Origin of the sequence: Caballeronia sp. LZ062 (assembly GCF_031450785.1) — a bacterium.
GTDB lineage: Bacteria > Pseudomonadota > Gammaproteobacteria > Burkholderiales > Burkholderiaceae > Caballeronia.
In genome coordinates this window covers 2980862-3005511 of sequence record NZ_JARTWB010000002.1, presented here as the reverse complement: position 1 = coordinate 3005511, position 24650 = coordinate 2980862, and the positions used below count along the sequence as shown (strand labels likewise).

30 protein-coding genes and 1 riboswitch are annotated in these 24650 nt (G+C 64.2%); of the genes, 1 reads left to right on the top strand and 29 read right to left on the bottom strand.

From position 1 onward, the window contains the following. Positions 1 to 42: 42 nt before the first annotated feature. The 28 genes from tatB to P9239_RS20000 form a co-directional block, all read right to left on the bottom strand. Positions 43 to 576, bottom strand: coding sequence for a Sec-independent protein translocase protein TatB (gene tatB / locus P9239_RS20135; RefSeq protein ID WP_309753906.1), 534 nt, complete (start codon positions 574 to 576; stop codon positions 43 to 45). A gap of 36 nt (positions 577 to 612) precedes the next feature. After that, entirely contained in the window at positions 613 to 846 is a 234-nt protein-coding gene (gene tatA, locus P9239_RS20130; RefSeq protein WP_248320599.1) for a Sec-independent protein translocase subunit TatA, read from the bottom strand. Between the two features lie 151 nt (positions 847 to 997). Then, positions 998 to 1360, bottom strand: a complete 363-nt coding sequence (locus P9239_RS20125; RefSeq protein ID WP_309753905.1) for a histidine triad nucleotide-binding protein — start codon at positions 1358 to 1360, stop codon at positions 998 to 1000. 32 nt (positions 1361 to 1392) lie between these two features. Continuing rightward, the gene (locus P9239_RS20120) at positions 1393 to 1785 is read right to left on the bottom strand and encodes a hypothetical protein (RefSeq protein WP_309753904.1); all 393 of its coding nucleotides are present in this window, start codon (positions 1783 to 1785) and stop codon (positions 1393 to 1395) included. A gap of 42 nt (positions 1786 to 1827) precedes the next feature. After that, positions 1828 to 2196, bottom strand: a complete 369-nt coding sequence (locus P9239_RS20115; RefSeq protein ID WP_309753903.1) for a phosphoribosyl-ATP diphosphatase — start codon at positions 2194 to 2196, stop codon at positions 1828 to 1830. Then, on the bottom strand, positions 2193 to 2597 hold the full coding sequence (hisI, locus tag P9239_RS20110; RefSeq protein ID WP_309753902.1) for a phosphoribosyl-AMP cyclohydrolase: 405 nt from the start codon (positions 2595 to 2597) through the stop codon (positions 2193 to 2195). Before hisI ends, P9239_RS20115 begins: the two co-directional genes overlap by 4 nt. 3 nt (positions 2598 to 2600) lie before the next feature. Then, complete coding sequence (gene hisF, locus P9239_RS20105) at positions 2601 to 3374, bottom strand: imidazole glycerol phosphate synthase subunit HisF (RefSeq protein WP_309753901.1); 774 nt, start codon at positions 3372 to 3374, stop codon at positions 2601 to 2603. 92 nt (positions 3375 to 3466) lie between these two features. Continuing rightward, positions 3467 to 4219: a 1-(5-phosphoribosyl)-5-[(5-phosphoribosylamino)methylideneamino]imidazole-4-carboxamide isomerase gene (hisA, locus tag P9239_RS20100; protein ID WP_175946530.1), complete on the bottom strand. Its 753-nt coding sequence runs from the start codon at positions 4217 to 4219 to the stop codon at positions 3467 to 3469. A 127-nt stretch (positions 4220 to 4346) separates the two neighbouring features. Next, positions 4347 to 4988, bottom strand: a complete 642-nt coding sequence (gene hisH, locus P9239_RS20095; RefSeq protein ID WP_309753900.1) for an imidazole glycerol phosphate synthase subunit HisH — start codon at positions 4986 to 4988, stop codon at positions 4347 to 4349. Continuing rightward, complete coding sequence (locus tag P9239_RS20090) at positions 4985 to 5605, bottom strand: YchE family NAAT transporter (protein ID WP_309753899.1); 621 nt, start codon at positions 5603 to 5605, stop codon at positions 4985 to 4987. The genes hisH and P9239_RS20090 overlap by 4 nt, the downstream gene beginning before the upstream one ends. Before the next feature lie 55 nt (positions 5606 to 5660). After that, a complete protein-coding gene (gene hisB, locus P9239_RS20085) occupies positions 5661 to 6248 on the bottom strand; it encodes an imidazoleglycerol-phosphate dehydratase HisB (RefSeq protein ID WP_250473190.1) in 588 nt (195 codons plus the stop codon). Between the two features lie 32 nt (positions 6249 to 6280). Continuing rightward, positions 6281 to 7354 carry a histidinol-phosphate transaminase gene (gene hisC / locus P9239_RS20080; RefSeq protein ID WP_309753898.1) on the bottom strand — a complete coding sequence of 358 codons (1074 nt, stop codon included), beginning with the start codon at positions 7352 to 7354 and terminating at the stop codon, positions 6281 to 6283. 63 nt (positions 7355 to 7417) lie between these two features. Continuing rightward, on the bottom strand, positions 7418 to 8740 hold the full coding sequence (gene hisD, locus P9239_RS20075; protein ID WP_309753897.1) for a histidinol dehydrogenase: 1323 nt from the start codon (positions 8738 to 8740) through the stop codon (positions 7418 to 7420). Between the two features lie 46 nt (positions 8741 to 8786). After that, the gene (gene hisG / locus P9239_RS20070) at positions 8787 to 9479 is read right to left on the bottom strand and encodes an ATP phosphoribosyltransferase (protein WP_309753896.1); all 693 of its coding nucleotides are present in this window, start codon (positions 9477 to 9479) and stop codon (positions 8787 to 8789) included. Further along, positions 9476 to 10747 (bottom strand): UDP-N-acetylglucosamine 1-carboxyvinyltransferase, encoded by a 1272-nt coding sequence (gene murA, locus P9239_RS20065; RefSeq protein WP_309753895.1) that lies wholly within the window; start codon positions 10745 to 10747, stop codon positions 9476 to 9478. The genes hisG and murA overlap by 4 nt, the downstream gene beginning before the upstream one ends. 176 nt (positions 10748 to 10923) lie before the next feature. Next, the gene (locus P9239_RS20060) at positions 10924 to 11163 is read right to left on the bottom strand and encodes a BolA family protein (protein ID WP_035506651.1); all 240 of its coding nucleotides are present in this window, start codon (positions 11161 to 11163) and stop codon (positions 10924 to 10926) included. Between the two features lie 17 nt (positions 11164 to 11180). After that, positions 11181 to 11936, bottom strand: coding sequence for an ABC transporter permease (locus tag P9239_RS20055; protein ID WP_309753894.1), 756 nt, complete (start codon positions 11934 to 11936; stop codon positions 11181 to 11183). After that, positions 11933 to 12859 (bottom strand): ABC transporter ATP-binding protein, encoded by a 927-nt coding sequence (locus P9239_RS20050; protein WP_309753893.1) that lies wholly within the window; start codon positions 12857 to 12859, stop codon positions 11933 to 11935. The genes P9239_RS20055 and P9239_RS20050 overlap by 4 nt, the downstream gene beginning before the upstream one ends. A gap of 211 nt (positions 12860 to 13070) precedes the next feature. After that, positions 13071 to 13358 carry an STAS domain-containing protein gene (locus P9239_RS20045; RefSeq protein ID WP_309753892.1) on the bottom strand — a complete coding sequence of 96 codons (288 nt, stop codon included), beginning with the start codon at positions 13356 to 13358 and terminating at the stop codon, positions 13071 to 13073. Further along, positions 13355 to 13987 carry an ABC transporter substrate-binding protein gene (locus tag P9239_RS20040; protein ID WP_309753891.1) on the bottom strand — a complete coding sequence of 211 codons (633 nt, stop codon included), beginning with the start codon at positions 13985 to 13987 and terminating at the stop codon, positions 13355 to 13357. Before P9239_RS20040 ends, P9239_RS20045 begins: the two co-directional genes overlap by 4 nt. Before the next feature lie 124 nt (positions 13988 to 14111). Next, positions 14112 to 15056: a VacJ family lipoprotein gene (locus P9239_RS20035; RefSeq protein WP_309753890.1), complete on the bottom strand. Its 945-nt coding sequence runs from the start codon at positions 15054 to 15056 to the stop codon at positions 14112 to 14114. A 9-nt stretch (positions 15057 to 15065) separates the two neighbouring features. Then, positions 15066 to 15674, bottom strand: coding sequence for an outer membrane lipid asymmetry maintenance protein MlaD (mlaD, locus tag P9239_RS20030; protein ID WP_309753889.1), 609 nt, complete (start codon positions 15672 to 15674; stop codon positions 15066 to 15068). A 93-nt stretch (positions 15675 to 15767) separates the two neighbouring features. Next, positions 15768 to 16535, bottom strand: a complete 768-nt coding sequence (gene mlaE, locus P9239_RS20025; protein ID WP_309753888.1) for a lipid asymmetry maintenance ABC transporter permease subunit MlaE — start codon at positions 16533 to 16535, stop codon at positions 15768 to 15770. Then, positions 16532 to 17347 (bottom strand): ABC transporter ATP-binding protein, encoded by an 816-nt coding sequence (locus tag P9239_RS20020; RefSeq protein ID WP_309753887.1) that lies wholly within the window; start codon positions 17345 to 17347, stop codon positions 16532 to 16534. Before P9239_RS20020 ends, mlaE begins: the two co-directional genes overlap by 4 nt. 97 nt (positions 17348 to 17444) lie before the next feature. Continuing rightward, positions 17445 to 18527: a thiamine phosphate synthase gene (thiE, locus tag P9239_RS20015; protein WP_309753886.1), complete on the bottom strand. Its 1083-nt coding sequence runs from the start codon at positions 18525 to 18527 to the stop codon at positions 17445 to 17447. After that, positions 18524 to 19330 carry a thiazole synthase gene (locus P9239_RS20010; RefSeq protein WP_309753885.1) on the bottom strand — a complete coding sequence of 269 codons (807 nt, stop codon included), beginning with the start codon at positions 19328 to 19330 and terminating at the stop codon, positions 18524 to 18526. Before P9239_RS20010 ends, thiE begins: the two co-directional genes overlap by 4 nt. 19 nt (positions 19331 to 19349) lie before the next feature. Beyond that, positions 19350 to 19547 (bottom strand): sulfur carrier protein ThiS, encoded by a 198-nt coding sequence (gene thiS / locus P9239_RS20005; RefSeq protein WP_309753884.1) that lies wholly within the window; start codon positions 19545 to 19547, stop codon positions 19350 to 19352. Positions 19548 to 19567: 20 nt separating this feature from the next. Continuing rightward, entirely contained in the window at positions 19568 to 20698 is a 1131-nt protein-coding gene (locus tag P9239_RS20000; RefSeq protein ID WP_309754175.1) for an FAD-dependent oxidoreductase, read from the bottom strand. A 198-nt stretch (positions 20699 to 20896) separates the two neighbouring features. Then, positions 20897 to 21021: riboswitch (TPP riboswitch) on the bottom strand. A 276-nt stretch (positions 21022 to 21297) separates the two neighbouring features. Between P9239_RS20000 and P9239_RS19995 the strand changes: the two genes are divergently transcribed. Next, positions 21298 to 23040, top strand: coding sequence for an ABC transporter ATP-binding protein/permease (locus P9239_RS19995; RefSeq protein ID WP_309753883.1), 1743 nt, complete (start codon positions 21298 to 21300; stop codon positions 23038 to 23040). A 79-nt stretch (positions 23041 to 23119) separates the two neighbouring features. On the opposite strand, the gene P9239_RS19990 is transcribed toward P9239_RS19995, so the two are convergent. Beyond that, positions 23120 to 24586 carry a glutamate synthase subunit beta gene (locus P9239_RS19990; RefSeq protein ID WP_309753882.1) on the bottom strand — a complete coding sequence of 489 codons (1467 nt, stop codon included), beginning with the start codon at positions 24584 to 24586 and terminating at the stop codon, positions 23120 to 23122. Positions 24587 to 24650: the final 64 nt, after the last annotated feature.

Sequence of the window (24650 nt, the reverse complement as noted above, 5' to 3'; positions counted from 1 at the left end):
CGGCCCTCGGTTTGGATCATCGATGGAAGAAATGCGGCCGCGTCAGAAAAATTTCGTCGGACGGCGCAAGCTTGCAGGCGTATGACGCGCGACGCGGGCCGCGCCCGACTGCACGCGCGTGCGGCGCGCGGTGGTGCGCTTGTACCAGCTTGGAACCGCCGTCTGCTTGACGCGCCAGTTCTTGCGCTTCGCCGGCGCGAATGTCGAGTTCACCCAAGGCTTGTCGGAAGCGCCGCTTTCATCCGCAGACGACGCCGGAGCGACTCCCGCGATGCTCGGCTCGACCGATGTGCCTTCCCTCCACGCATCGTTCAGCTCGGACTCGTGGCGCCGCAAATTGTCGTGAATCGTCGATTCGACATTCGACGCCGCCGTCTCGAACTGCGTGCGCATCTTTTTCAGTTCGTCGAGTTCCATCTCGCGCGCCACCTCCGACTTCACGTCGTTGATGTAACGCTGAGCGCGTCCGAAGAGCGCGCCCGCCGTGCGCGCGACGCCGGGCAAACGCTCCGGCCCGAGCACCACCAGGGCGACGACGCCGATGAGCGCCATTTTTGTCAGACCGAGATCGAGCATTGAAGGAGCTGTGGAGGGTTACGTTCGCCCGTTCGTTTAGCGGTAGTCGCCCGAACGCGTCTTGTCCTTCGCTTCCACGTCCACCGTGTCGCGCGGCAGTTGATCGCGCTTATCGGTCGACGCGGGGTTCTCTTCCTCGCGCATACCTTCCTTGAAGCCGCGAACCGCGCCGCCCAGATCGCCGCCGATATTGCGCAATTTCTTCGTGCCGAAGACGAGCGCCACGATCAGCAGAACGATCAACCAATGCCAAATGCTTAACGAACCCATGAATGAAAACTCTCCCTATTTCCGCCGCAAAGCCGTTCCGCGACGGAAGGCTGACCTGCGACTCGAGCCGAAGCAATGCCGCCTCGGCGATCAGTATCGATTTTGCGCGCCCAATATGGCATTGAAAAGCAAAACGCCGATGAAACCAGCGTCAGCCCATTCGCCGCCACGGCCGCGCCCCAGCCAGAAGATGCGCATGAATGTGATACACCTCCTGCCCGCCGCCTGGCCCGGTATTAATGACCGTTCGGAAACCGGTATCCCCGCCCGTGTACGAAACACCCAGATCCTTCGCGATACGGCCAACAAGACTAACCATTCTACCAAGCAGCGGCGCATCGCTTTCGGAACAGTCCGAAAGCGTCTCGATGTGCCGGCGCGGAATCACGAGCACATGAACCGGCGCGGCCGGGTTGATGTCGTTGAACGCGACGAATTCGTCGTCCTCGTAGACTTTCGTGCTCGGAATCTGCCCGGAGGCAATCTTGCAGAAGATGCAGTTGTCTTGGCTCATGAATGTGCGTACTCCGTTGCCAGGCATCGCCGCTAGAACCACGTCTGCGGGTCCAGCGGTTTGTTTTCGTAGAGAAACAGCCAGCCCTTGATGACGCGATAAAGCGTCCAGATGCCGACTGCGGACAGAATGAGAAAGCCCACGCCCACGAACAGCAGCGCGACGCCGATCACGTGACCGAGCACCGCCCACCAGAACGTGCGAATCTGCCAGGAGAAATGCGCCTGATACGGCGTGCCCACCGTGTCGCCGCGCTTCAGATAATTGATGATGATCGCAACGAGCACGGTCAGCCCGCCCGTCAGCCAATACAGCGCGTAGAGCGCGTAAAGAATGTGCGTGAGCGTGCGCAGGCTGCGCAGCCGCTCGTCTTCCGCCGGCGTCTGATACACAGGCGGCGGGTACGGTCCATCGAGCCCGGCCATGCTTGCCTCCTCCGCTTGCGCGAGAAAGTGGGCGAACGCTCGTTAGCCGCCGTTTTGTTCGCGCTCGCGCGACTTGCGCAGCGCCTTCTCCTCGATGCCCGACAAGCCTTCGCGCCGCTCCAGTTCGGCGACCACGTCAGCGGGACTCAAGTCGAAGTGCGACAGCATCACGAGACAATGAAACCACAAATCGGCGACCTCGCCGACGAGCGCCTTGGGCGCGCCGCCGTGGCGCGCGTCCTTGGCGGCGAGCACGACTTCCGTCGCTTCCTCGCCGATCTTCTTCAGGACCGCGTCGTCACCTTTATGAAAGAGTCGCGAAACGTAGGATTGTTCCGGATCGCCGCCCTTACGGCTGTCGATGACGGCGGCAAGGCGAAGCAGCGTGTCGAGCGTGGTGTCTTGCGTCATTTGTAAATGCTTTCTGGGTCTTTCAGGACCGGCTCGACGGCGATCCACTCGCCGCCTTCGGCCGTTCGTTCGAATTTCTGGAAGAAGCAGGAATGGCGGCCCGTGTGGCACGCGATGCCCGACACCTGCTCGACCTTGAGCAGAACGACGTCCTCATCGCAATCGAGCCGCACTTCGTGCACGTGCTGTACGTGCCCCGATTCCTCGCCCTTGAACCACAGACGCTGTCGCGAGCGCGAAAAGTACACGGCGCGCTTCAGCTCGATGGTTTTCGCCAGCGCTTCGCGGTTCATCCACGCGAACATCAGCACGTCGTTAGTCGATGCTTCCTGCGCGATGACCGGCACAAGGCCGTTGGCGTCCCACTTCACCTTGTCGAGCCAATTCGTCGAGTCGCTCACGCTTCAGATCCTAACCGAGATGCCTTGACTGGCCATAAAACGCTTCGCTTCGCCGACCGTGTGCTCGCCGTAGTGGAAGATGCTCGCGGCGAGCACCGCGTCGGCGTGCCCTTCGACGATGCCGTCCGCCAGATGCTTCAGCGACCCGACGCCGCCCGATGCGATCACCGGCACGGGCACCGCATCTGACACGGCGCGCGTCAGCGCCAGATCGAAGCCGGCTTTCGTGCCGTCGCGATCCATGCTGGTCAGCAGGATTTCGCCCGCGCCGAGCTCGGCCATCTTGCGCGCCCATTCGACCGCGTCGATGCCGGTCGCCTTGCGGCCGCCGTGCGTGAACACTTCCCAGCGCGGCGGCTCGCCTTCGCCCGACACGCGTTTCGCGTCGATGGCGACGACGATGCACTGCGAGCCGTGCTTGTCCGACGCATCGCGCACGAGCTGCGGATTCGCGACCGCCGACGAATTCATGCTGATCTTGTCCGCGCCCGCGTTCAGCAAACGCCGGACGTCCTCGACCGCGCGCACGCCGCCGCCGACGGTGAGCGGAATGAAGACCTGCGAGGCCACCGCTTCGATGATCGGCAGAATGAGATCGCGCTGGTCGGAGGTCGCGGTGATGTCGAGGAACGTGAGTTCGTCGGCGCCCTGGTCGTCGTAGCGTCGCGCGATTTCGACGGGATCGCCCGCGTCGCGCAGTTCGACGAAGTTGACGCCCTTCACGACGCGCCCAGCGGTCACGTCGAGACAGGGGATGATGCGTTTTGCGAGAGCCATGTTCTAGCTACTGCCGGTTCGGTACGTGATGAGGGCGGCCAACGCCGCCCGGCGCGCTTCAGTGTGCTCGCGCAAGAGGGCGGAAATGCGGCTCAGGCGTCGTCTGCTTCGCGCAGCGCGTCGGCGCGCGTTTGCGCCGCCTTGAAGTCGAGGTCGCCCGAATAGATCGCGCGTCCGCAGATCACGCCTTCGATGCCTTCGTCCTCGACTTCGCAGAGCGATTCGATGTCCGCGATGCTCGACAACCCGCCGCTTGCGATCACCGGAATCTTGACCGCTTGCGCGAGCCGCACGGTCGCGTCGATGTTGATGCCCTGAAGCATGCCGTCGCGGCCGATGTCCGTGTAGATGATCGACTCGCAGCCGTAGTCCTCGAACTTGCGGCCGAGGTCCACGACTTCGTGGCCGGTCAGCTTGCTCCAGCCGTCGGTGGCCACTTTGCCGTCTTTCGCGTCCAGCCCGACGATGATGTGCCCGCCGAACGCGCTGCACGCGTCCTGCAGGAAACCGGGATTCTTCACCGCCGCCGTGCCGATGATCACGTACGAAAGGCCGTCGTCCAGATAGCGTTCGATGGTGTTCAGGTCGCGGATGCCGCCGCCAAGCTGCACCGGAATCTCGCTGCCCACTTCTTCGATGATCGCCCGAATGGCGTCGCCATTCTTCGGCTTGCCCGCGAACGCGCCGTTCAGATCGACGAGGTGCAGTCTGCGCGCGCCCTTGTCGACCCAATGCCGGGCCATCGCCGCCGGATCTTCTGAAAAAATGGTCGCCTGGTCCATATCGCCTTGCTTGAGGCGCACGCACTGACCGTCTTTGAGATCGATGGCCGGAATGAGCAGCATAGGTATCGCGTATCTTCTGGGTGAAAGTGATTGAAACGGCCGCGCGGGCCGTCTCGCTAGTGTAGTACAAGTCTTGCCGCACTCAATCGCACGCGGGCGTGGCCGGCGGGCGGACGTGCGGCGCCGCTCACGGATTCCAGTGAACGAAGTTGCGGTACAGGCGCAAACCGGCGTCGGCGCTCTTTTCCGGGTGAAACTGCGTCGCGAAGATGTTGTCGCGCGCGACCGCCGACGTGAACGGGTCGCCGTACACCGTTTCGCCCGATGTGTGCGCCGGGTTCTGCGGCACAACGTGATAGCTGTGCACGAAGTAGAAGAACGCGCCGTCCGCAATGCCGTCCCAGACCGGATGCGCCTGCGTCTGGCGCACGCGGTTCCAGCCCATCTGCGGCACCTTGAAGCGCGAACCGTCGTCCTGCACGCGGCCTTCGAGCTGGAAACGCAACACTTTGCCGGGGAACAGGCCGAGGCCGCGCGTGTCGCCTTCTTCGCTCCAGTCGAAGAGCATCTGCTCGCCGACGCACACGCCGAGCATCGGCTTTTCGCGCGACGCCTGCATCACGGCTTCCTGCAGGCCCGACCGCCCGAGATGCGCCATGCAGTCGCGCATCGCGCCCTGCCCCGGCAGCACGATACGGTCGGCCGCGTGAATGGCTTGGGGCTGATCGACGATCGCCACGTCCGCGTCGGGCGCGGCCTTCTTCAGCGCCTGATACACCGAGCGCAGGTTGCCCATTCCGTAATCAACAATCGCAATCGAAGTTTTCATTTCAAGGTAGGCATCAGGGCCTTCAACCCGTTGACGATGAATTCCACCGCCAGCGCGGACAGCATCAATCCCATGAGACGCGTGCCGATATTGATTCCGGTGCGCCCGACCCAGCGCGCGATCGGCTCGGCCAGATTCAGCGCGCCGAAGCACAGCGCCGCGATGATCGCGCCCAGCACGACGAGCCCGAAGCGGTCATACCAGTGCTGCGCATTTGCAGCATAGACGATCACCGTGCTGATCGAGCCCGGCCCGGTTAGCAGCGGAATCGCGAGCGGCACGACTGCAATGCTGTGGCGCTCTTCCGCTTCCATGCGCTCTTCGGGCGTCGAGCGCGCGTTGCCGACTTGCGCGTTCAACATGCTGATCGCCATGAGCAGCATGATGATGCCGCCGCCCACTTCGAACGATCCGACCGAAATACCGAAGAACGCGATGATCTGCTGACCGAGCAGCGCCGTCACCGCGATCACGCAGAACACCGAAATACACGCGACGCGGATGGTGTTGCGCTTCTCCACGTCGGATTGCTGCGAAGTGAGGCTCAGAAAAAACGGTATCGCGCCGATCGGGTTGATGAGCGCGAGCAAAGATATGAACGACTTGAAGAGATCCATCGTGAATGGCCGGCCGAGTTGAACGCGCTTTCGCGCCGAATCGGCAAACGGCTGATCAAAGACTGCCTTTGGTCGACGGAATCTGTCCCGCCGCGCGCTCGTCGAGTTCGACGGCCATGCGCAGCGCACGGCCGAACGCCTTGAACACGGTCTCGACCTGATGGTGCGCGTTGATGCCGCGCAGGTTGTCGATATGCAGCGTCACGCCCGCATGATTCACGAAGCCGCGGAAGAATTCGATGGTGAGATCGACGTCGAACGTGCCGATGCGCGCCCGCGTGAACGGCACATGGAATTCGAGCCCCGGCCGCCCGGAAAAATCGATCACGACGCGCGACAGCGCCTCGTCGAGCGGCACATAAGAATGACCGTAGCGGCGAATGCCCTTGCGATCGCCGATGGCCTTCGCCACCGCTTGCCCGAGCGTGATGCCGGTGTCTTCGACGGTATGGTGATCGTCGATATGCAGGTCGCCATGCGCTTCGATCTCGAGGTCGAACAGGCCGTGACGGGCGATCTGGTCGAGCATGTGATCGAGGAACGGCACGCCGGTGGCGAGCTTCTGCTTGCCGGTGCCGTCCAGATCGAGCTTTACACGGATCTGCGTTTCGCTGGTGTTGCGAACGACTTCCGCAATGCGCATGGTGTTTCCTTGAGACTTTCGAGAGGAGAGATTCAGTTGGGCGCGAGCCTTCTCAGCGCCGCGAGCATTTGCGCGTTTTCTTCGGCCGCTCCGACCGTCAACCGCACGCAATTCGTAAGCAAAGGATGCATTTTACTCACGTTTTTCACCAGAACCCGCGATGTCAGCAGGGTTTCGAACGCGAGCGCCGCGTCTGGCACGCGCACGAGCAGGAAGTTGCCCGCGCTCGGATAAACGGTCACGCCCGGCAGCGCGGCGACTTCCCGCGCGAGTTCGGCGCGTGCTTCGCGCAGCGCGGCGGCTTGCGCGTCCAGCACGTCGAGATGATCGAGCAGGAAATCGGCGGTGGCCTGCGTCAGCACGTTGATGTTGTACGGCGGGCGCACCTTGTCGAACTGAGTGATCCACGCGGGCGGGCCGGCAATGTAACCAAGGCGGATGCCCGCGAGACCGAGCTTCGACACCGTGCGCATCACGACGACGTTGTCGAACTCCGCGGCGCGCGGCATCCACGTTTTCTCGGCGAAGGGCTGATACGCCTCGTCGATCACGACGAGGCTTTTCGTCGCCGCCGCGATCACGCGTTCGATGTCGGCATCGTCGTAGAGCGTGCCGGTCGGATTGTTCGGGTAGGCAAGATAGACGAGCGCGGGCGCGTGTTCTTCGATGGCGGCGACGAGCGCGTCGGCATCAAGCGTGAAGTCCGCGTTGAGCGGCACGCCGATGAAATCCAGATGCGCGAACGCCGCCGACAGCTGATACATTACGAAGCCCGGCACCGGCGCGACGACCTTCGCGCCCGGCTTCGAACACGCGACCGACATCATGCTGATCAACTCGTCGGAGCCGTTGCCGAGCAGCACGTCGCATGCGGGCGGAACGTGCATCGTGCGCTTGAGCTTGGCGATGAGTTGAGCCGGACGCGGCGCAGGATAACGGTTTAGCGCGACGCCTGCGAGGTGCGCGCCGAGCCGCTGCGCGAGCGCGTCGGGCAGCGTGTACGGATTCTCCATAGCGTCGAGCTTGATGAGTCCCGTCGATTCCGGCACGGGATAGCTCGTCATCGCGAGGATGTCGGGACGAATGATGTCGTTCGGTGTGGTCATGGTGCCGCTGTTTCGCGTTGTTGGCGGCTCTCGGGCCGCCTCCGTTCGGTTCAACGGCAAACCTCAGCCGACGTTTCTCATCCGGTATTCGGCGCTCTTCGCGTGCGCCTGCAAGCCCTCGCCATACGCGAGTTCCGCTGCAATTTCGCCGAGCGTCTGCGCGCCTTCCGAACTCACTTCGATCACGCTCGAACGCTTCATGAAGTCGTAGACGCCGAGCGGCGACGAGAAGCGCGCGGTGCGCGAAGTCGGCAGCACGTGGTTCGGGCCGGCGCAGTAGTCGCCGAGGCTTTCGCTCGTGTAGCGGCCGAGGAACATGGCGCCCGCGTTGTGAATCTGCGCGGCCCACTGATGCGGATCGAGCGCGGAAATCTCCAGATGCTCCGGCGCGATGTCATTGGCGATAGCGCAGGCTTCGGCCATGTCCTTCACCTTGATGAGCGCGCCACGGTCTTCGAGCGAACGCAGGATGACGTCGCGCCGCGGCATCGCGGGAAGCAGTTCGACAATCGCGTCCTCGACGCGCTGGATGAACGCCGCGTCCGGACACAGCAGAATGGACTGCGCGAGCTCGTCGTGCTCGGCTTGCGAGAACAGGTCCATCGCGACCCAGCGCGGATCGGTGGTTGCATCGCAGATCACGAGGATCTCGGACGGTCCTGCAATCATGTCGATGCCGACGGTGCCGAACACGCGACGCTTCGCCGATGCCACATACGCGTTGCCCGGACCGCAGATCTTGTCAACAGCCGGCACGGTCTGCGTACCGTACGCGAGCGCGCCGACAGCCTGCGCGCCGCCGATGGTGAACACGCGATCCACGCCGCCGAGCAGCGCGGCCGCGAGCACGAGCGGATTTTTCACGCCGTCGGGCGTGGGCACGACCATCACGATTTCCTTCACGCCCGCGACGCGCGCCGGAATCGCGTTCATCAGAACGGATGACGGATACGCCGCCTTGCCGCCCGGCACGTAGATGCCCGCGCGGTCGAGCGGCGTCACCTTTTGGCCGAGCACGGTGCCGTCCGCTTCGGTGTACTGCCAGCTATGGCTGCCGCATTCGATGCGCTGCTTTTCGTGATAGCCGCGCACCCGCGCCGCCGCCGCTTCGAGCGCCGCACGACGCTTCGGCTCCAGACCTTCGAGCGCGGCTTCCATCTCGGACGCCGGCAGTTCCAGCGCCGCGACACTGTCCGCCTTCAGGCGATCGAACTTGTTCGTGTATTCGAGCACGGCTTCGTCGCCGCGCGCTTTCACATCGGCGAGGATCTGCGCGACGGCGCGCTCGATGGCTTCGTCCTCGCTCGCTTCGAACGCGAGTACCGCGCGCAGCGCCTTTTGAAAACCATCGGTGCTGGAATCGAGCTTACGAATCTTGATAGACATGCTGGTTTCCGATTGTGCTGTGGACGGCAGGCGTGAAGCGGCCGCCCTAGTTGTTCGTTGCTGCCGAGGCGCGCTCGAACGCGTCGAGATAGGGCTTCAGCGCCGCGCGCTTCAATTTGAGCGCCGCCTGATTCACCACCAGCCGCGACGAAATCTGCATGATTTCTTCGACCTCGACCAAATTGTTCGCGCGCAACGTCCCGCCGGAGCTGACCAGATCGACGATCGCATCCGCGAGGCCGACGAGCGGCGCGAGTTCCATCGATCCATACAGCTTGATCAGATCGACGTGAACGCCTTTCGCCGCGAAGTGTTCGCGCGCCGTTTCCGTGTACTTCGTCGCGACGCGCAGCCGCGCGCCTTGGCGCACCGCGCTGGCGTAGTCGAAGCCTGCTTTCACGGCCACCGACATCCGGCAGCGCGCAATGTTCAGATCGACCGGCTGATACAGACCGCCGCCGCCATGCTCGATCAGCACGTCCTTGCCCGCCACGCCGAAATCCGCCGCGCCGTATTCGACGTACGTCGGCACGTCGGTCGCGCGCACGATGATCACGCGCAGGTTCGGGTTCGTGGTCGGAAGAATCAGCTTGCGCGAGCTTTCCGGATCTTCGGCGACCTGCACGCCGGCTGCCGCGAGCAGCGGCACCGTTTCCTCGAAGATACGCCCTTTCGAGAGCGCGAGCGTGAGCGGCGCGCTGGCCTCGACCGACGACGACGTCTGCGGCAACGCGCTCATTGCTCGCTCCCGCTGCCCTTGATGCGGCGAACGTTCGCGCCGACCGCCGTCAGCTTCGACTCCATGCGGTCGTAGCCGCGATCCAGATGGTAGATGCGGTCGATCAGCGTTTCGCCGTCCGCGCACATCGCCGCGATCACGAGACTCGCCGACGCGCGGAGATCCGTCGCCATGACCTTCGCGCCCGACAGCTGCGCGACGCCGCTCACGAGCGCCGTGTTGCCATCGACCGTGATGCTCGCGCCGAGACGGTTCAATTCCTGCACGTGCATGAAGCGGTTCTCGAAGATCGTCTCGACCACTTGCGACGTGCCGCTTGCAATCGCGTTGAGCGCCATGAACTGCGCCTGCATGTCGGTCGGGAACGCGGGATATTCGGATGTGCGAATGTTCACGGCTTCCGGACGCTTGCTCATGCGCACGCGCATCCAGTCGTCGCCTTCCTCGATGAACACGCCCGCTTCGCGCAGCTTGGCCGTCACGGCGTCGAGCAGCGACGGGCTCACGTGACGCAGCGTGACATCGCCGCCCGCCGCCGCGACCGCGCACAGGAACGTGCCCGCTTCGATACGATCCGGCACCACGGCATGACGCGCGCCGTGCAGCTTCTCGACGCCCTGAATCACGAGCCGGTCGGTGCCGATGCCTTCGATCTTCGCGCCCATCGCGACCAGCAGATTCGCGAGGTCGCTGACTTCCGGCTCGCGCGCCGCGTTCTCGATGATCGTTTCGCCATCGGCCAGCACCGCCGCCATCAGCAGATTCTCGGTGCCGGTCACGGTGATCATGTCCGTGATGATGCGCGCGCCCTTCAGGCGCTTGGCGCGCGCCTCGATGAAGCCGTGCTCAATGTTGATCTCGGCGCCCATCGCCTGAAGGCCCTTGATGTGCTGATCGACCGGACGCGCGCCGATTGCGCAGCCGCCCGGCAGCGACACCTTCGCCTCGCCGAAGCGCGCGACGAGCGGCCCGAGCACGAGAATCGACGCGCGCATGGTCTTCACCATTTCGTACGGCGCGACGAGGTTGTCCACCTTCGACGCGTTAAGCGTCACGCGGCCGTCGGTCATGGCTTCGGACTGCACGCCCATTTGCCGCAGCAGTTCGAGCGTGGTGCGCACGTCCTTCAGATTCGGCACGTTCGACAGATGGACGTCGTCGGCGGTGAGAAGGCTCGCGCACAGAATCGGCAAAGCCGCGTTCTTGGCGCCCGATACGGTGATTTCGCCGGAGAGCTTCGCGCCCCCCGTAATGACGAGTTTGTCCATGATTGCTTGTCCTTCGACCGAGCGTCCTGCTGCGGAGCCGGATTCGGCGCCGCGGTTATCTTGAATGTTCCGCACTCTGTGCTGCCTGGTTCTGCCTGCTTCTACCGGCCGTGCCGGGTGTTGCTAGCTGTTGCTGAGGGTTGGGCGTGTGACCTGTATGAGTTCGCGAAATGGATTCAGGCCGATTTCCATTCGTCGGGGGTGAGGGTCTTCATGCTCAGCGCATGGATTTCCTCGCGCATGCGCTCGCCGAGCGCCGCGTAGACCAGCTGATGACGTGCGATCAAGCGTTTGCCGACGAACGCGTCGCTCACGATGGTCGCGAAGAAATGCTGGCCGTCACCTTCCACTTCGAGGTGCTGACAGGACAGGCCGCCAGCGATGTAGTCCTTCACTTGCTCCGGAGTCGGCAACATGAATGTCTCCTTGGGATTTAGTGGCGCAGCTTGTAGCCGCTCGCGAGCAGACGCACGGCGATCAGCGCGAGCACCGCGAGAAAGCCGCCGACGATGCACAGGCTCAAGAGCGGGTTCACGTCCGACGAGCCGAAAAAGCCATAGCGGAAACCGTCGATCATGTAGAAAAACGGATTCAGATGCGACACCGCGCGCCAGAGCGGCGGCAGCGTGTGCGTCGAATAGAAGACGCCGGAAAGAAACGTGAGCGGCATGATCAGGAAGTTCTGAAACGCGGCAAGTTGGTCGAACTTGTCGGCCCAGATGCCCGCGATCAGTCCGAGTGTGCCGAGAATCGCCGAGCCGAGCATCGCGAACGCAATGATGTAGAGCGGCGCGAAAAACGACATCGGAATGAACCATATCGTCACGATGAACACGCCCAGCCCGACACACAAGCCGCGCACGACAGACGCGAGCACGTAGGCGAAGAACATCTCCCAATGCGCGATGGGCGGCAGCAGCACGAACACCAGATTGCCGGTGATCTTGGACTGAATCAGCGACGACGAACTGTTGGCGAACGCGTTCTGCAACACGCTCATCATCACGAGGCCGGGCACGAGGAAGCTCGTATAGCCGACGCCCGGATAGACCTGCACGTGCCCTGACAGCGCGTGACCAAAGATGGTGAGATAAAGCAGCGCCGTGACGATCGGCGCGAGCACCGTCTGAAACGACACTTTCCAGAAGCGCAAAAGCTCCTTGTAGAACAACGTCTGAAAACCGCTCATGAAAGCCCCTCGACCACTTCCGGCTCGTTCATGACCTGAAGGAACACGTCTTCGAGATCGGCTTTGCGCACTTCGATTTCATCGAACGTGCAGCCGGCCGCACGGCACTTCGCGAGGATCGGCTCGACTTCGTCGTAGTTCGACAAGCGCAGCAGATGCTGCGCGCCGGATACCGCTTGAGGATCGACTTCCAGCGAGCGCAGGTCGGCGGGCAGCACGCCGCTCGAAAAGCGCAGATAAAGCTGCATACCGGCGAAACGCTGCAACAGCGCGCTCGTGCGCTCCAGCGCGACGATCTCACCGCGGCGAAGCATTGCGAGGCGGTCGCACAGCGATTCAGCCTCTTCCAGATAATGCGTCGTCAACACGATGGTATGCCCCTCGCGATTCAGGCGCGAAATGAACTTCCAGAGTGTCTGTCGCAGTTCGACGTCCACGCCGGCCGTGGGTTCGTCGAGCACGATCACGGGCGGCCGGTGTACCAGCGCCTGCGCGACGAGCACGCGCCGCTTCATGCCGCCGGACAGCGCGCGTGTGTTGACGTCGGCTTTCTCGGTGAGATCGAGGTTCGCCATGACCTCGTCGATCCAGTCGTCGTTGTTGCGCAGGCCGAAGTAGCCCGACTGGATGCGCAGCGACTCGCGCACGGTGAAGAACGGATCGAACACGAGTTCCTGCGGAACCACGCCGAGCGAACGCCGCGCCGCGCGAAAATCACTAACGACATCATGACCGCGGACGCTGATCGTGCCGCTATTGGCGCGCGCCAGTCCCGCGAGAATGCTGATCAACGTGGTCTTGCCCGCGCCGTTCGGGCCGAGCAGGCCGAAGAACTCGCCCTCTTCCACCGTGAGGCTCACGCCTTTGAGCGCCTGCAGGTCCTTGTAGCTCTTCCGGACGTTTCGGATTTCTATGGCTGACATTGACAGTGCGCGCGCCTCGTGCGGCCGCGCCTCGATTGTGCGGATTACGCTCGACGGACCCAGGCTCGCTAAAGGGGCCGGGTTCGGGCGCGAAAAAACGTTTGATTATAGGGCAAAGCCGGTAGACCCGACGTCGGAGCCATCCTGTTTGCAGCGGCGCTCACGCTCGATGAACGCGCCGCTGCGCCTGAACAGAGCAGTCAGGACAGGGTCAATGTCGGAAGGTAAGCAGCGTGTCGACGCCATAGGCTTGCGCAAGACTGGCAAGCCCGGAGGGAATGTTGACGATACCGAGCGCGGCGCCGCGCGCGGTGGCCGCGCGCTGCCATGCGAGCAGCACGGCAAGCGCGGACGAATCGAATTGCCGAAGCGGCGCGCAGTCCACTTCGGTCGCGCCCGCGGCGATGCGCGAAAGACCCGCTTCGAGTGCGGCCTTCGCGCTCTCATGAGTCAGTGACGCGGCCGTCTGGAAACGGCCGCCGGTGCCGGCTGCGCTCACGAGGAAGCCTTGCCGCTCGCGAGTTGCTGATTGCGCTGCGTGAGGAATTGCAGCAGACCATCCACGCCGTGTTGCGAGATCTGTTCGCTGAACTGCTGCTGATACGCCTGAATCAGCCATGCGCCGAGCACGTTGATGTCATACACGCGCCAGCCTTGCGGCGTCTTGTAGAGGCGATAGTCGAGTTCGACCGGCTGGCCGTTGTTCATCACGACCGAGCGAACGACGACATCCGTATCTTCGGCCGATGCGCGGAACGGCTTGTACTGAATCGTCTGGTTGCGAACCTGGCTGAGTGCCCCCGAGTACGTGCGGATCAGCAGCATCTTGAATTGCTCGACGATCTGCTTTTGCTGTTCCGGCGTAGCCGAGTTCCAGTTGCGGCCCATCACGAGGCGCGTGGTGCGCGTGAAGTCCGTGTACGGCAGGATCTTCTGGTTGACGAGTTCAGTGATGCGCTGCACGTCGCCCGACTGCAGTTTCGGGTCGGATTTGATTTGATCGAGCACTTGTTGCGTGACGGTCTTGATCATGCCGTCGGGCGAATTGGTGTCGACCGTCTGTGCCGACGCCGCGCCGCAAAACGCCATGAGCATGGCAAAGAGAGGAAGCAGAAAGAATTTTTTCATCGCAGATCCTGCAAAAGAAGTGGCTTGGATTGGAGTGCGCCGTTTGACCCAAGTTCAGGCTGCGCACCGCCCAATCTGTAATAAACGCTGTCAATCATGTTACCGCGCGTTAGCGCATTCGCGCTCAACGCAAGCGGAACGAAGGGAAGCCGGGCGGCGCACGCGGCGGCACGTACTGATTGCCCGGTACGGTCGAGCCGCCCGAACTCGCGGCGTTCGGAGCAGCAGCGGTTCCGGAAGCAGGTGCTGCGCCCGACGCGCCTTGCGCCGTCGCGGGCGCGACTGCCGTTGCGGATGCGCCCACCGCGCCGCTCGCGCCTTCCGGCTCTGCATAAGTCGGCAGCGGCGCTTCGTCGTAGCTCGGCATGTTGCCGGTATCGCCGTCGTTGTCGCCGTGGATCAGGTACTGGCGGCGCTGCAGATAGGCATTGCGCACGAACGAGTATTTGTCGAGCGCGGCATCGGCGAGCACGTCGGTTGCGCCGAGCAGATTCGCCCGCGTGTTGACGAGATTCACGCCATAGAGCGCCCAGCTTACGGAATCCGGGCTCACGTACGTCAGCGGGCTGCCGAAATAGTCGACCACCAGCCCGCTCGTATCGCGCACCGTGCTCGGCCCGAGCAGCGGCAGCACGAGATACGGACCTGCCGGAACGCCATAATGGCCGAGCGTCAGGCCGAAGTCGCCGGAGTGCTTCGGCAACTTGGCGACGGTCGCCACGTCGAAGAGGCCGCCGACGCCGAACACGGTGTTGATCGCGACCCGCATGATGTCGGAGACGCCGTCGGCAATCTTCAACTGCAGCAGATTGTTTGCCGCGATGTAAACATCGCCGATATTCGAAAAGAAGTTCGTGACGCTGTTGCGCACCGGCTCCGGCACGCTCCACACATACGCCTTCGCGACCGGCTTCAGCGCGAACTGGTCCACCTTGTCGTTGATGGTGAACATCGTCCGGTTGTAGCTCTCGAACGGATCGCCCTTCGTGGGCGTCGTCACCGTTGCGCAACCGGCGAGCGTCACCACCGCTGCCGACACAAGCACGCGCCGCAACCCCATCGCGTACATAGAATCTCCTTATTGAGCCGAGCCGGATGCCGCACTCGCAGCCGCCGCGCCCGAAGCCGCAGGTGCGGCGGGTGCAGCCGCTGCGCCCATCGCGCTTGCCGCGCCAGGGAAAGCCGGCGCAGCAGCAGCCGGAGCGGCCGGCGTGCCTGACTTGGACGCGCCGGAATCCGCCGCCTTGTTGTACAGGAACTGTCCGATCAGGTTTTCGAGCACGACAGCCGATTGCGTCATCGTGATGGTGTCGCCGTTCTTGAGCATCTGGTCGTCGCCGCCCGGCTCAAGGCCGATGTACTGCTCGCCGAGCAGGCCCGAGGTCAGGATCTTCGCGGACGAATCCTTCGGAAACTGATACTGCTTGTCGATATCGATGGTCACGACCGCCTGATACGCGTTCGGATCGAAGCCAATCGAGCCGACGCGCCCGACCGTCACGCCCGCGCTCTTCACCGGCGCACGAGGCTTCAGGCCGCCGATGTTGTCGAACTTGAGACGCACCGCGTAGGTTTGCTGGAACGACAGGGAACTCATGTTGCCGGCCTTCAGCGCGAGAAAGAGCAGCGCCACGAAACCGAGCACCACGAAGAGGCCGACCCAAAAGTCGAGAGCAGTCTTTTTCATCGTCTTTCCAAAGAGAATCTTGTCGCGGAATGCGTGTGACGGTCTGTGCCCTTCACAACGCCCACGCCCTCGCGGGCGTCCGCGCTTGGGTCCTTAGCTGAACATCAACGCGGTCAGCAGGAAATCGAGGCCGAGCACGGCGAGCGACGCGTACACGACCGTTTTCGTCGTTGCCCGCGAGACGCCTTCCGGCGTCGGCCGCGCTTCATAGCCTTGGAACAACGCGATGAACGTCACCGCGAAACCGAACACGACGCTTTTGACGACGCCGTTGCCGACATCGCGCCAGACATCCACGCCGCCCTGCATTTGCGACCAGAACGCGCCCGAATCCACACCGATCAGCACGACGCCGACCACATAGCCGCCGATCACGCCGACCGCGCTGAAAATGGCCGCGAGCACCGGCATCGAAATGATGCCCGCCCACATGCGCGGCGCGACGACCACCTTGATGGGATCGACGGCCATCATCTCCATGGCCGTGAGCTGCTCGCCCGCCTTCATGAGACCGATTTCCGCCGTGAGCGACGTGCCCGCGCGTCCGGCGAAGAGGAGCGCCGTGACCACCGGCCCGAGTTCGCGCACGAGCGACAGCGCCACGAGCAGCCCGAGCGCCTGCTCGGAGCCGTAGCGATTGAGCGTGTAGTAGCCCTGCAGGCCGAGCACGAAGCCGACGAACAGGCCCGACATCGCGATGATGACGAGCGAATAATTGCCGACGAAGTGGATCTGTTTCGTGACAAGGCGCGGGCGGCGCAGCAGCGGGAAGAATTCGAGCACGAGGCGCACCAGCATGCGCGTCGCGTAACCGGCGGTGCCGAAGCCGTCGAGCACCCAGCGTCCGAGTGCGCTGATCATGCCTTGCCTCCGATACCGAAATCCGCCGCGAGATTCTGGCTCGCGTAGTGGAACTTGAAAGGGCCGTCCGGCGTGCCGTCGATGAACTGGCGCACGGTCGGGTCCTGCGACGCGCGCAATTCCGCTGGCGTGCCTTCGGCGTGAATGCCGCCGTTGGCCACGAAATACACGTAGTCGGCAATGGCGAACGACTCCGGCACGTCGTGCGAAACGAGAATGGACGTAGCGCCGAGCGCGTCGTTCAGTGTGCGGATCAGCTTCGCGGTGATGCCGAGCGAAATGGGATCGAGGCCCGCGAACGGTTCGTCGTACATCATGAGTTCGGGATCGAGCGCGATGGCGCGCGCGAGCGCCACGCGCCGCGCCATGCCGCCCGATATTTCCGACGGCGCGAGCTCGCGCGCACCGCGCAGGCCGACGGCATTGAGCTTCATGAGCACGAGATCGCGGATGAGCGCCTCGGGAAGATCCGTGTGCTCGCGCAGCGGAAACGCGACGTTCTCGAAGACCGTTTGATCCGTGAAGAGCGCGCCGAACTGAAACAACATGCCCATCTTCCGGCGCAGCGCGTACAGCCCGTCGCGCGTCTGCGCGCCGACGTCCTGCCCGCCGTACAGCACCTGGCCGCGGCTCGCCTTCACGAGACCGCCGATCAGGCGAAGCGTCGTGGTCTTGCCGCAGCCCGAACCGCCCATGACCGCGACGACCTGACCGCGCGTGAAGCGCATGTTCAGGTTCGACAGGACGAGCCGATCGCCGTAACCGAAGTCGACGTCGCGTAGCTCGAGCAGAGTCTCAGGAGAGGCTGGCACTGGGTAAGAAATTCCGTTGACGCAAAACGCCGCATTATAGGGCCTGCGTGCAATCGGTGCTTTGCCTAGTGCGTTACGCCTAATTTTTTAGGAACTGTCAGCATTGACCTGCAAAGTTCTGTTGCAGCGACGCGACCGCGCGCGCCGTGTCCGGCGCCTCGGTCACCGCGCGCACGACCGCCGCGCTGCCGACGCCTGTCGCAAGCACGTCGCCGATCACTTTGCCGTCGATTCCGCCGATTGCGACAAGCGGCACGCGTCCTGAGAGCAACTGCACATACCGGCGCAGGCGTGCGAGGCCTTGCGGCTTCGTCGGCATGACCTTGGTCGTCGTCGGAAAGACGGCGCCGAGCGCGAGGTAGCTCGGCCGGAAGTGCAGCGCGCGCAGCATTTCGTAATAGCCGTGTGTCGAGAGGCCGAGCCGCAGGCCGGCGCGCGCAATCGCGCTCAAGTCGGCGGTCTGCACGTCTTCTTGGCCGAGGTGCACGCCGTAAGCGTCCGCTGCTATCGCCTCACGCCAGTGATCGTTGATGAAGAGCCGCGCCTGATGCCGACGCCCCGCCGCAACGGACCGCTCGATCTCGCGCTGGAGATCCTCCGCGTCGGCGCTTTTGCGGCGCAGTTGCGCCGTGACGACGCCCAGGTCGAGCACGCGCTCGACCCATTCGGCGCTCGGCAGAACGGGATAGAGGCCGAGCGCGTCGGGACAGGCGGCGAACGCTGGCTCCGGCGCGGGCGGCAGGTCGCCTACGCGCGGGAACGTCGCGAAATCGACCGGCCACGCGTCGTCTTTCGACTCGTCGCCGGTGCGCCAGGCGAGCGCCAGAACGAGCGCATTGTGCGGCTCGAAGTTGCAGTCGAGGAACGCGGCGAGCGCGGCAAGCCAGTCGTCGGACCGCTCGCCGTCGAGCACGAAACGCTCGCCGTCGCGCGTCAGCGTCATGCGCGAGCCGTGCGCTTCGAGCACGGCGGCGCCGCCGGGAAGCGCGCCGGAATCGGATTCACGCGGTTCCGTAAGCACGATCAAATCCTGCGCGCCGGGCGCTTCCGGCGCGGTCAGGCAGATGCGCCAGCGCGTCGACGCGGCGGGCCAGTCGCCGAGCCGCGCACGGATGCGCTCCGCGACTTCCACGAGTTCGTCCGCCGGCGGCCAGAATACTTCACGACCGATGAGGCTCATGCCGCACCTCCGTCCTGATGCCAGAACGGCATGCCGACGACCGGCGTGCTCGCCTGCGCGCTGTCGCGCTCGGCCATCGGACCGGCGAGAAACGCGCTGCGGCCCGCTTCGACGCCCAGTGCGAACGCGCGCGCCATCTGCGGCGGAAACGTGGCCTGCGATACCGCCGTATTGAGCAGCACGCCGTCGAAGCCCCACTCCATCACCTGACACGCGTGCGACGGCACGCCGAGACCCGCATCGACGATCAGCGGCACGTCCGGCAGCCGCTCACGCAGCGTGCGCAGGCCGTACGGATTGGTCACGCCCTTGCCCGTGCCGATGGGCGCGCCCCACGGCATCAGCGCTTCGCAGCCGGCATCGAGAAGACGCCGCCCGATCACGAGATCTTCCGTGCAGTACGGCAGCACCTTGAAGCCGTCGCGCACGAGCTTCGCCGCTGCTTCGACCAGGCCGATGGGATCGGGCTGGAGCGTGTAGTCGTCGCCGATCAGTTCGAGCTTGATCCAAGGCGTGTCGAAGACTTCGCGCGCCATGTAGGCGGTCGTCAGCACTTCGTCCACGCTCTGGCAGCCCGCCGTGTTCGGCAAGAGCGCGACGCCGTGGCGCTTGAGCACGTCGAAGAAGCCGGCTTCGCCCGTCTCGGCCTGGCGGCGCAGCGCGACGGTCACCATGCCGGGGCGCGCGGCATCGATGGAATCCGACAGCGATTGCAGCGACGGATAGCGCGACGTGCCGAGCAGCACGCGGCTCGGGAACGACTGGCCGTACAGCGTGAGGACGTCGGCGGTCTGTGTGGTCATGATGGAATCCTTCGTGTGTTCAGCCGCCCGCGACGGGCGAAACGACATCGAGCTTGTCGCCGGGCGCGAGCTTCTTCGTGCCGTGCTCGCCGCGCGCGACGAACTGGCCGTTGAGCGCTACCGCGAACGGCGGCTTGGCGCCGAACGCGGCGAGCGCGTCGGTGACGGTCGCGGCGTCGGGCAGGGTGAATTCGCGCTGATTGATGTGGATGTTCATGGGTCTGTCTCTGAATCCTGTCACGCGGGCACGGCCGCGAACGCGTCGTGCAGCAGATCGGGCCAACGGGCGTCGCTACGGAACTGCGCGAACGAAGCGGCGTCGCGCACCGTGCCGCCGACGAGCGCATCGGCGAGCGCGCACGCGGCATCGGCCACTTCGGGCGCGATCATGAAGCCGTGCCGATACAGCCCGTTCACGCGCAGCGTATGGGCGCCGTCCCAGACGATGGCCGGACGATGATCCGGCAGCGTCGGCCGGCATTGCGAGTTGAGTTCGAGAATGCGCGCTTCGCCGAATCCCGGATGCACCGCGAACGCCGCGCTCAGCAATTCGAGCGCCGAGCGCACGCTGACGGGCGACATGTCCTCGCCCTCGACTTCGGTCGCGCCGATCACGTAGACGTCGTGCTGCTTGGGCGCGATGTAAAGCGGATAGCGCGGATGCAGCAAGCGCACCGGCCGCGTCAGCCCGATGCCCGGCGCATGCACGCGCGCCACCTCGCCGCGAATGCCGCGCAGCGCGGGCCACACGGGCTTCGCGCCGAGGCCGCGGCAATCGATTATCCAGCGCGCATCGGGCATGGCGTCGACCGGCGTGTTCCAGTGCGTGCGCACGCCGCGCGCCGCCAGCCCCGCTGCCAGCGCCTTGAGCGCCTGCCGGTTGTCGAGCTGGCCTTCGTGCGGCAGCAGCCAGCCCTGCGTGAACCGCGGGCCGAGCGCCGGTTCCGCCTCGGCGACCTGCGCGCCCGCGAGTTTCACGAAACCGCCGTCGAGCAGCGCGGCCGGGGCGTTCGCGCGCAGCCGTCGCTCGAAAAGCGGCGCTTCTGCGCGATCCGCGCCGTGCCACACGACGAGCGTCCCGTTGCGCTGAAAGAAAACGGGCTCGGGCAATGCCGCGAGCGCATTCGGCCAGCGCGCGAGCGACGCCGCGCCGAGTTCCACGACGAGCGGCTCCGCGCTCGTCGCTTCCGCGAGCGGCGCGAGCATGGCCGCGGCCACCCACGCGGCCGACTGCGAGCCGGCTTCGTCGCCGCGCTCGTAAAGCGCGACGCCGTGCCCTGCCCCCGCGAGCTGCCATGCCACGAGCCGCCCGACGAGCCCGCCGCCGATCACCGCGAAATCCGGCCGGCGCGCGTCGCCCTGTTCCATGCTGTTCACAATCCGATGTCTCCTCATCCGGTCCCGCGCGTCACCGCGACGTGAGCGACCGTCGCCGCGCAAAAGCGGCATACCGATTGACTAACGCGACGAATCAGCGGAGGAGAGACCGGCGCGGCGGCCGTCAGACACACCGAGCGGAAAAGGAAAGGGAAGACCGGAAGAAACTGGAGGAAAGGCGCGGTGAACGCGCGTTCTCCGGAAACTTCCCTCGCCGGTATTACCCGGATCGGGTGCAAAGGGTCTCTCTCAGCCTCGCCGCGCCGGCCACCGATTCCAGTGACGTTGCGCGCGAAGCACCCCTGTTTCGTCGCAGATCATTAGAGCATAAAAGGCGAAGCGGCTGCAAACCGTGATTGCCCGCGCACTTCGGGCTTCGGCCGCACCGCTCCGGTCGCGCGCCGTGGCACTCTGGCACAATGCCCCGAACGCCGGTTCGTCGAACGATCGCACCGGATTAAGCGACAGTTAAGGCAGTGTCACAACAATCTGCGAACCCGGAGCCGCGCACGCGCACCTCGATGCCCGCGCCGGTCCGAAGCCTCACCGTCTCAACCCGCCGGCCGTCCGGCGCACCCGCATAAAGAGTCATGATCAATTCGAATTCCGAAAACACGCAGCAGAAAGCGGATGACGTATCGGCGTGGAGCCTCATCAAGCCGTACTGGGTTTCCGAAGAGCGCGGCGTCGCGTGGGGGCTGCTGGTCGCGATCATCGCGATCAACATGACCGTCGTCTGGATCAACGTGCGGCTCAACAGTTGGAACGCTGACTTCTATAACGCGCTGCAAAACAAGAATGTGCGCGACTTTCCGCACTTGCTGCTCATTTTCACGGGTCTCGCGTTCGCGTACATTCTGCTCGCCGTGTACGGGCGATATCTCCGGCAAATGCTCGCGTTCCGCTGGCGGCAATGGTTGACCAACCGTTACCTCGAACAATGGTTCGGCGACAAGGCGTTCTACCGCATCGAACGCGACCGCCTCGCCGACAACCCCGACCAGCGTATCAGCGACGACCTGCAATCGTTCGCGACCACCACGCTTACGCTGTCGCTCGACCTGCTTTCGACGCTCGTCACGCTCGTCACCTTCATCACGATTTTGTGGACGCTCGCTGGCGCTCTGACGCTCACGCTCTTCGGCAAGCCGCTCGTGATTCCCGGCTACATGGTGTGGGCCGCCGCGCTCTACGCGATTCTCGGCTCGCTCATCATCCAGAAGGTCGGGCATCCGCTCGTGTCGATCAACTATCAGCAGCAGAAAGTGGAGGCGGATTTTCGCTTCGGCCTGATCCGCGTGCGCGAGAACGCCGAGCAGATCGCGTTCTACGACGGCATTGGCACGGAAACCGCGAACGCGAAAGGCATCTTCCAGCGCATTCGCGACAACTGGTGGCTCATCATGAAGTACACGAAGCGCATGACCTTCGTGCTCTCGTTCTACGGCCAGATCGCGATCATCTTTCCGATCATGGTGGCCGCGCCGCGCTACTTCGCGGGCGCGTTTTCGTTCGGCGTGCTGATGCAGATTTCATCCGCGTTCGGCACCGTCAGCGATTCGTTTTCGTGGTTCATCAACAGTTATTCGACGCTGGTCGAATGGCGCGCCACCGTGAACCGTCTGCGCGAATTCAAGCGCGTCATGCGCTCGACGCATATCCGCGAGGAAACGTCGCCTGCGACGGAACGCGGCGGCATCAACCTGCATTACACGAGCACGCCGTCGCTCACGACGACCGGCCTCATGCTCGCGCTTCCGAATGGCACGCCGCTTTCGCGCGTGGCGGATGTCTCAGTTGAGCCGGGTTCGCGCTGGCTCGTCGTCGGGCCGTCGGGCTCGGGCAAGAGCACGTTGATGCGCGCGCTCGCGGGCCTGTGGCCGTTCGGCGACGGCACCATCGACGCGCCCGTCGATGCCAAGCTCATGTTCGTGCCGCAGCAGAGCTATCTGCCGATCGGGACATTGCGCGCGGCGCTGTCGTATCCGTCGCCGGGCGAGACTTTCAGCGACGACGAACTGCGCGGAGCCTTGCGCGCGTGCAATCTCGAGGCGTACAGCGACCGGCTCGACGAGAGCGCGCACTGGGCGCGCAGCCTGTCGCCGGGCGAGCAGCAGCGGCTGGCTGCCGCGCGCGTGCTGCTGCACAAGCCGGACTTCGTGTTCCTCGACGAAGCGACGAGCGCGCTCGATGCCGAAAACGAGCTGCATATCTACAACACGCTCGTTGAGCGGCTGCCGAAGGCGGCGATCTTGAGCGTCGCGCATCGGGAATCGGTCGCGATGTTTCATGATTACAAGATCGAGATCGAGCGGGCGATGGTGGAGGCTTGAGGGCTGCGTCGCTCGCCGTCATGCAAAAGAAAAGGCCACGGAAATCCGTGGCCTTTTTGCTTCCGGTTAAGCGTTGAGCTCACCGCGGCAACTCACTCGCCCCCATCAAATACGCATCCACCGACCGCGCGCACTGACGCCCTTCGCGGATCGCCCAGACCACGAGCGACTGCCCGCGCCGCATATCGCCCGCCGTGAACACCTTGTCCACCGACGTGTAATACGCCTTCTCGCCTTCAGTCGTTGCGCGCACGTTGCCGCGCGGGTCCTTGTCGACGCCGAACGCCTCGAGCACCGGCGAAAGCGGCTGCGTGAAACCCATCGCGAGCAGAACCAGATCCGCCTTCATCTCGAATTCCGAATTCGGCACTTCCTGCATCTTGCCGTTCTTCCATTCGACGCGCGCGGCGATCAGCTTCTCCACCTTGCCGTTCTTGCCTTCGAAACGCTTCGTGGCAACCGACCAGTCGCGCTCGCAGCCTTCCTCATGCGATGACGACGTGCGCAGCTTGATCGGCCAGTACGGCCACACGAGCGGCTTGTTCTCTTCCTCGGGCGGCTGCGCGAGCAGTTCGAACTGCGTCACGCTCTTCGCGCCATGACGGTTCGACGTGCCGACGCAGTCCGAGCCCGTATCGCCGCCGCCGATCACGACGACATGCTTGCCCTTCGCGACGAGTTGATCCGCGACCTTGTCGCCCGCGTTGACCTTGTTCTGCTGCGGCAAAAATTCCATCGCGAAGTGGATGCCTTCCAGCTCGCGCCCCGGCACCGGCAAGTCGCGCGGCGTTTCCGAGCCGCCCGAGACCACCACCGCGTCGAACTGCTCCTTCAGTTCTTCCGGCGTGATGGTTTCCTTCGCCGTGTTGCCGATGTGAGACGGAATCGCATCGCGGCCGACGAACACGTTCGTGCGGAACGACACGCCTTCCGCTTCCATCTGGCGCATGCGGCGGTCGATCAGCCACTTCTCCAGCTTGAAGTCGGGGATGCCATAGCGCAGCAATCCGCCGATGCGGTCGTTCTTTTCGAACACGACCACGTCGTGACCGGCACGCGCCAGTTGCTGCGCGACCGCCAGCCCCGCAGGACCCGAACCCACGACGGCGACCTTCTTGCCCGTCTTGTGCTTCGGCGGCTGCGGCGCGACCCAGCCTTCTTCCCACGCCTTGTCGATGATCTTGCGCTCGATCGACTTGATGCCGACCGGGTCTTCGTTGATGCCGAGCGTGCACGCCGCCTCGCACGGCGCCGGGCAGATACGGCCCGTGAATTCCGGGAAGTTGTTGGTCGAATGCAGCACTTCGATCGCGCTCTTCCAGTCCTGGCGGAACACGAGGTCGTTGAAGTCCGGAATGATGTTGTTGACCGGACAGCCGTTGTTGCAGAACGGAATGCCGCAATCCATGCAGCGCGCGCCTTGAACCTTGGCGTCGTCGTCGGTCAGCGCGGCGACAAATTCCTTGTAATGCTTGACGCGGGTCAGCGGTGCTTCGTACGCCTCGTGGCGGCGTTCGAATTCGAGAAAACCGGTTGCCTTGCCCATATCTTTCTCTGTATTGAGTGAGGATCGCGCTCTCCGATGCCTTTTCGTCGGAGAGCCCTGACTT